The following is a 276-nucleotide window of genomic DNA, read 5'->3' on the forward strand; positions in this document are numbered from 1 at the left end:
TCCAGGTACTGAACTTCCTTTAAGAGAACGTTCTATAAAAAATATAGGGCAACATATCGAGTTTTTGTCTGAATATAAAAAACATAACGATAAAATGCTCATCACTATCGAATGGTTCAAAACCTTACCCTTATTTTTAGAATTGTCAGAGATTAGGGCTGTACATGCTTGCTGGTCTGATTATGAAATAAATAAAATCAAACACTACTTAATGCCCGACAACACCATTAAAACAGAGTTATTTGACTCATTTTATGTGAATGCAAACACCAAAGG

General features: G+C 33.0%; 1 pseudogene. It reads left to right on the forward strand.

What is annotated here, in order from left to right:
- Nucleotides 1–276: pseudogene (locus tag AAEZ02_RS22395) on the forward strand (hypothetical protein); the annotation flags it as partial.

Origin of the sequence: Shewanella sp. T24-MNA-CIBAN-0130, assembly GCF_040310185.1 — a bacterium.
Classification (GTDB): Bacteria; Pseudomonadota; Gammaproteobacteria; order Enterobacterales; family Shewanellaceae; genus Shewanella; species Shewanella psychromarinicola.